Raw genomic sequence first — 1358 nt, 5'->3', positions numbered from 1 at the left:
GTCCCGAGTTGAAAATTCATTGAATGATGGCGATTGCGTACTAGAGTGTCTGTATGTCACTTGATGCGAGGCGGCAACGATGAGTGGACGGCCCAAAGGGGAGCTGCTACTGAGCGATTCGGAGCGCGAAGCACTTCAAGCACTGACGATGCGACGCAAGACCGCACAGGCCCTCGCATTGCGAGCACGCATCGTGTTGGCTTGTGCCGATGGCTTGGACAACAAGAGCGTTGCGGCGAAACAGCGGGTCACTCAGCAAACGGTCTCGAAGTGGCGGGCGCGGTTTGTAGTGCATCGCCTGGACGGACTGCTCGATGCGCCTCGGCCGGGCGCGCCGAGGACGATTGACGACGCACGTGTCGATGCGGTCATTGCAAAGACGCTTGAGTGCGTACCTGTTGGGGCGACTCACTGGAGCACGCGCACGATGGCTCGTGAGATGAAGTTGTCGCAGACGGCCGTCACGCGGATCTGGCGTGCTTTTGGTTTGCAGCCGCATCGGCACGAAACGTTCAAACTGTCCAGTGATCCGATGTTCGTCGACAAGGTACGAGATATCGTTGGGCTTTACCTGGATCCGCCGCTTAAGGCGATGGTGTTGTGCGTGGACGAGAAGAGCCAGATTCAGGCGCTCGATCGCACGCAGCCTATGCTGCCGTTGGCACCCGGCATCCCGGAACGACGCACGCACGATTACATGCGCCACGGCACGACCACGTTGTTCGCCGCGCTGGATATCGCTACCGGCGAAGTAATCGGCGAGGTACATCGGCGCCATCGGAGCAGCGAATTTGTGCAGTTTCTGCGCACCATTGAATCCAGTGTGCCGTCGCATCTCGATGTGCACCTGGTAATGGACAACTATGGCACGCACAAAACGCCCGTGATCAAGGCATGGTTCGCTCGTCATCCTCGCTTCCATGTTCACTTCACGCCCACCTCAGCGTCCTGGCTTAATCAGGTCGAGCGCTGGTTTGCCTCGCTGACTGAAAAATACCTTCGACGCGGTACGCATCGCTCGACACGGCAACTCGAAGACGCGATTCGTCGATATCTGGACATCTACAACGCCGATCCCCAACCGTTCTCCTGGAGCAAGTCGGCTGATGAGATTCTGGCCAGTCTCGAACGGTTTTGCATGCGGGTCCGGAAGGCTTCGGGAAGCGCATCATGAATATCAACACCGATGCAATCGATGAAGTTGCCCTGGCACTCCTCTACCTGACTCTGCGACCGATACCGCGCATGGAAGGGTTTTGACTGGGATGTGCTGAACCGGCTCTACGAACGGGGGCTCATCGAAGACCCGGTCAACAAGACGAAATCTGTGACCTTTACCGAAGAAGGACTGCGCGAGT

The 1358-nt window shown here is 57.8% G+C and carries 1 protein-coding gene and 1 pseudogene; both read left to right on the top strand.

Features of this window, described 5'->3' with window-relative positions:
- Positions 1-79: 79 nt before the first annotated feature.
- The gene (locus NCT32_RS36885; RefSeq protein ID WP_250491553.1) at positions 80-1174 is read left to right on the top strand and encodes an IS630 family transposase; all 1095 of its coding nucleotides are present in this window, start codon (positions 80-82) and stop codon (positions 1172-1174) included.
- Positions 1171-1358, top strand: a pseudogene (locus tag NCT32_RS36880) (DUF6429 family protein); the annotation flags it as partial. The gene NCT32_RS36885 and the pseudogene NCT32_RS36880, both read left to right, overlap by 4 nt.

The organism is Caballeronia sp. INML2, from assembly GCF_023631365.1.
GTDB lineage: Bacteria > Pseudomonadota > Gammaproteobacteria > Burkholderiales > Burkholderiaceae > Caballeronia > Caballeronia turbans.
Note: the sequence above shows the minus strand (reverse complement) of the source record. Positions and strands in the feature narration are given on the sequence as shown.

Coding starts and splice junctions, on each gene's coding strand:
- NCT32_RS36885 (WP_250491553.1), top strand. CDS start 80: ATGAGTGGACGGCCCAAAGGGGAGCTGCTACTGAGCGATTCGGAGCGC.